Annotated in this window: 4 protein-coding genes and 1 pseudogene; 2 read left to right on the forward strand and 3 right to left on the reverse strand. The window is 54.4% G+C overall.

All coding sequences use genetic code 11. The features are described from left to right. Positions 1-399: IS30 family transposase (locus BBW68_RS09315; RefSeq protein WP_148127474.1), on the forward strand; the 399-nt coding region annotated here is incomplete at its 5' end. A 516-nt stretch (positions 400-915) separates the two neighbouring features. On the opposite strand, the gene pmbA is transcribed toward BBW68_RS09315, so the two are convergent. Next, entirely contained in the window at positions 916-2,256 is a 1,341-nt protein-coding gene (gene pmbA, locus BBW68_RS09320) for a metalloprotease PmbA (protein WP_070135143.1), read from the reverse strand. A 150-nt stretch (positions 2,257-2,406) separates the two neighbouring features. Here pmbA and yjgA point away from each other — a divergent pair, with 150 nt between their 5' ends. Next, a complete protein-coding gene (yjgA, locus tag BBW68_RS09325; RefSeq protein ID WP_070135144.1) occupies positions 2,407-2,943 on the forward strand; it encodes a ribosome biogenesis factor YjgA in 537 nt (178 codons plus the stop codon). 39 nt (positions 2,944-2,982) lie between these two features. On the opposite strand, the gene mpl is transcribed toward yjgA, so the two are convergent. Beyond that, complete coding sequence (gene mpl, locus BBW68_RS09330; RefSeq protein WP_070135145.1) at positions 2,983-4,335, reverse strand: UDP-N-acetylmuramate:L-alanyl-gamma-D-glutamyl-meso-diaminopimelate ligase; 1,353 nt, start codon at positions 4,333-4,335, stop codon at positions 2,983-2,985. A 308-nt stretch (positions 4,336-4,643) separates the two neighbouring features. After that, a pseudogene (locus BBW68_RS17875) lies at positions 4,644-4,774 on the reverse strand (IS256 family transposase); the annotation flags it as partial.

Below are 4,774 nucleotides of genomic sequence, written 5' to 3' on the forward strand. Positions count from 1 at the left end.
CTGGTCGAACGTAAAAGCCGTATTTATCTGACGAAGAAGGTTTTTTCTAAAGACTCTGCCGAAGTTGCCGCCGCTATTATCTCGATGCTGAGCGGCTATAAGGACGTCTGTCACACAATCACGTTCGACAACGGCAGGGAGTTTACCCGGCACAAGGAAGTCGCTGACGCGTTGGAAGCGGAAACCTACTTCGCTCATCCATATGCCTCGTGGCAGCGCGGGCTAAACGAGAACACCAATGGGTTGTTGAGGCAGTTTATCCCGAAAGGAACTGACCTGACGGCAGTGACGGATGACGAGCTCCGCAAGTACCAGGGAGCACTGAATAGCAGGCCACGGAAATGCCTTGGGTTCCGGCAACCTTCAGTGGTCTTTGTAGAGCTAAAACAGGCGGCTTAGCGTTGCACTTCGAACTTGAATCCGCCGCTACCCCTGTGCAGAGGTGCTGTGGAGAACAACTTTTTCCGCCTGCAAGCGGAAATAAACGGATGGGGTGCGAGTCAGGCCGCAAAAAAACATCAGACCGTGCATGAATGATTTTAAAATGAAAGATAAATCACAAAATAATGACTATTTTACGCAATTTATGCAAGGGCAGAAAAAATAGCAGTAGAATAAAGCGGCCAGCAGGAGGAAATAGAGAAAAACTTATGATAAATTTAATTAGGCCAGTAAAAATTCCCGGCCCGGAGCGTTAGCGGAACTTTTTATGATTGATCTGCACCGTCCGCAGGCCACCTTTTAGCATATCCCCTTCCAGATCCTGCGACAGCACGGCAAAACTGGAGAACAATAGCGTGGTACTCAACATTGCAATTAAGGTTTAAGGTTTTACGCATTGCTTCAATCCTTATAATTATAAATAAGGCGGCTGTCTGAGCAACCGCCTTATTAGCATACGCCTAAATCGGTAAATTACTGCCCGGCGATCTTCATTTCTGGTAACAGAATGGATCCACACTGAATATTGCTGCGGGTTTCAATATCGCTGCCGATGGTTACCATATTGCGCCACATATCTTTCAGATTACCAGCGATGGTGATTTCACTGACCGGATACTGGATCACGCCATTCTCAACCCAGAAACCGGATGCACCGCGCGAATAGTCCCCGGTCAGCACACTGACCGTCTGGCCCATCAGCTCCGTGACAACCAGCCCGGTACCGAGCTGCCTGAGCAGGTCATCAAAGCTGTGGCCCTGCCCGGCAATGCGCCAGTTATGGATGCCGCCCGCGTGGCCGGTGCTTTGCAGCCCCAGCTTGCGCGCCGAGTAGCTAGTCATTAGCCAGTTCTGCAGCACGCCATCTTTAATGATGTCGCGGCGCTCGGTACGCACGCCTTCGCTGTCGAACGGTGTTGACGCCAGCTCTTTTAGCAGGTGCGGATGCTCCTCAATCGTCAGCCATTCTGGCAAGATCTGCTGGCCGAGGAAATCGAGTAGGAAGGTGGATTTACGGTAGACGCTGCCGCCGCTGATGGCTCCCACCAAGTGACCAAACAGTCCGGTCGCCACTTCCGCGGCAAACAGCACCGGCGCTTTCATCGTCGACAGCTTGCGCGGCGAAAGGCGTGACAGCGTGCGGCGCGCGCACTCTTCACCAACCGACTCTGGCGACTTCAAATCTGCCATCGCCCGGCCAATGGTGTAGGCGTAGTCACGCTCCATATTGCCGTTGGCTTCCGCAATCACGCAGCTGGAGAGCGAATGGCGGCTGGAGCAGTAACTCTGCAGCATGCCGTGGCTATTCCCAAACACTTTAATGCCGACGTGGTTGTTGAAGCTGCCGCCTTCGGTATTGGTGATGCGTGAATCAGCCTTCAGCGCGGCCTGTTCTGCCCGCGCAGCCAGTTCGATGGCGCGATCGGCGTCGATCTCCGTCGGGTGGAACAGATCGAGATCCGGCGCGTCAAACGCCAGCAGCTCGCGATCCGCTACGCCTGCACACGGATCTGGTGAAGTGTAGCGTGCAATATCCAGCGCAGCCTGCACGGTGCGTTTGATCGCGTCCGGGCTGAGATCGGTGGAGGAGGCGCTGCCTTTACGGTTCTGGTAGTAAACGGTGATTCCGAGCGCACCATCGCTATTGAATTCGACGTTTTCCACTTCCCCGTAACGCGTGCTAACGCTGATGCCGGTGGTTTTGGTTACCGCGACTTCTGCCCCATCGCTGCTGACTTTCGCCAGCTCAAGTGCTGTTGAGACCGCCTGCTCTAGGGTTTTACGCTGTTCTGCAACTTGGGAGAGTAATTTCATCGGCCTACCATATAATTAGTTGAGAAATACCTGCATCAAATGCAGCTCTCAAGGTGATAAGGAATGATTTGAGTCTAACAGACTCAGAAAACAATTTCGCAGTAGCCACGTAACCTGATAGCATTAGCCTCTTTTTCAGGAGCCGTACCAATGACCAAGCAGCCCGATAACTGGCTCGACGATGTACCCGATAATGAAGAAGAAGACGAAGAGATTATCTGGGTCAGTAAAAGTGAGATTAAACGTGACGCCGAAGAGCTGAAGCGCCTCGGTGGTGAACTGGTAGAACTGGGGAAAAACTCCTTGGAAAAAATCCCACTGGATAAAAATCTGCGTGCCGCGATTGAGCTGGCGCAGAAGATCAAGAAAGAGGGCCGCCGCCGCCAGATGCAGCTGATCGGTAAGATGCTGCGCTCTCGTGATGAAAGGCCGATCCGTACCGCGCTGGACAAGCTGAGGAACCGCTACAACCAGCAGGCGGCGCTGTTCCACAAGCTGGAAGTACTGCGTGACCGCTTGGTGGAACAGGGTGATGACATGATCCCGGAGGTGCTTAACCTCTACCCGAATGCGGACCGCCAGCAGCTGCGTGCGATAATCCGTAACGCGCAGAAAAAAGAGAAAGCGACCAATAAGTCGCCAAAAGCGTACCGCCAGATTTTCAAGTATCTGCGCGAATTAGCCTAGGCGTAACGGGTCGGGCATGCCTCGCCCGCTGGCTATTGATTACACTAACCAATCCAACAGCTTCTGATGGATCCCGCCAAAACCGCCGTTGCTCATCACTAGGATTGAATCCCCCGGCTGGGCTTTTTTTGCGATCATCTCTACCAGCGTATCGATATCCGCACTCCACTGCGCCGGCTGGATGCAGGCATCGACCACTTCAGCGACCTGCCACGGAATGTGGTGCGGCTGGAACAGGAACACTTTATCCGCGCGCGCCAGCGACGGGGCAAGATCGTTCTTGCTGATACCCATCTTCATGGTGTTTGAACGCGGTTCCAGCACCGCCAGAATGCGCGCCGTGCCGCCCACTTTGCCGCGCAGCGCCGAGAGCGTCGCGAGGATAGCGGTCGGGTGGTGGGCAAAGTCATCGTATACCTTGATGCCGTTGCTCTCACCGCGCAGCTCCAGACGGCGGCGGGCGTTGATAAAGTCATTCAGTGCGCGCCCGGCATCTTCCGGCTTCACCCCCACATGGCGTGTCGCCGCAATCGCCATCATGCCGTTATGCATGTTGTGCTCACCGACCAGCGCCCAGTTAGCCTCAGCCACGCGCTTACCGTCCAACCAGACTTCCCAATGCGATGCATCCGGTGACAGCTTCTTCGCCTGCCAGTGGCCGTTTTCACCCACGGTTTCCTGCTCGCTCCAGCAGCCCATCGCCATCACCTGCTTAATATTGGCATCATGCTCCGGCAGGATGATCTTGCCCTGCCCCGGCACGATGCGCACCAAGTGGTGGAACTGCTTCTGCACCGCAAGCAGATCGTCAAAGATATCGGCGTGGTCAAACTCAAGGTTGTTGAGGATCAGGGTGCGTGGACAGTAGTGCACGAATTTGGAGCGCTTGTCGAAGAACGCACAGTCGTACTCGTCGGCCTCGATCACGAAAAATGGGCTTTTTCCTAAATTTGCCGAAACCTCGAAATTCCCCGGTACACCACCAATAACAAAGCCCGGCTGATAACCGCGGGCCTGTAAAATCCACGCTGCCATGCCTGCGGTGGTAGTTTTGCCGTGGGTTCCCGCTACCGCAATCACCCAGCGGTCACGCAGCACGTAATCGTGCAGCCACTGCGGGCCGGAGAGGTAAGGGATATTACGCTCCAGCACCGCTTCGACACACGGATTACCGCGCGTCATGGCGTTGCCGATGATCACTAGGTCCGGGGCAGGATCCAGCTGTGAAGCGTCATACCCTTGGATTAAATCAATACCCTGCTTTTCCAACAGCATGCTCATTGGCGGGTAGACGTTAGCATCTGAACCAGTGACTTCATGGCCAAGCTCGCGTGCCAGCATTGCCAGACCGCCCATTAAAGTGCCACAGATACCGAGGATATGAATACGCATAAAAGGTCCGTTGCTTAAAAAGTTTCCGCACAGTGTACCGTCCCCATCGTGCGGAAGAAACGGATTTGCCCTATGTTCTTTAGCGTCCAATCAGCCAGACTGCGTACGCATATATTGGCAGTTTGTGAAGCAGGCTGCTACTCAACCGCAGATTCAGGGATTGTGTTATGAACACGTTAGGCGAATTCATCGTCGAGAAGCAACACGACTTTTCGCACGCGACAGGCGAACTGTCCGCGTTGATCTTGGTCGAGTCCGTCAAGGTGGTGTAAATTCACTTACAGCCTTCCGGTCCGGTAATGGGCCTGTTATGCGCTGACTGGCAACGCGTCGATTACGTCGTCTTCAGCAGTGTGGTCTATCTCCGCCATGGTGTGCTGAGGCAGGTAGCGGTTCTGCAGCAGCCATTTTTCGTTCTGCTCCGTCAGGACCGCACCCA

The sequence above is a fragment of the Candidatus Erwinia dacicola genome (assembly GCF_001756855.1).
Lineage (GTDB): Bacteria > Pseudomonadota > Gammaproteobacteria > Enterobacterales > Enterobacteriaceae > Erwinia > Erwinia dacicola.

What these genes read in the sequence shown, in the direction of transcription:
- pmbA (WP_070135143.1), bottom strand. Translation starts at nt 2,256, where the DNA reads ATGAAATTACTCTCCCAAGTTGCAGAACAGCGTAAAACCCTAGAGCAG.
- yjgA (WP_070135144.1), top strand. Translation starts at nt 2,407, where the DNA reads ATGACCAAGCAGCCCGATAACTGGCTCGACGATGTACCCGATAATGAA.
- mpl (WP_070135145.1), bottom strand. Translation starts at nt 4,335, where the DNA reads ATGCGTATTCATATCCTCGGTATCTGTGGCACTTTAATGGGCGGTCTG.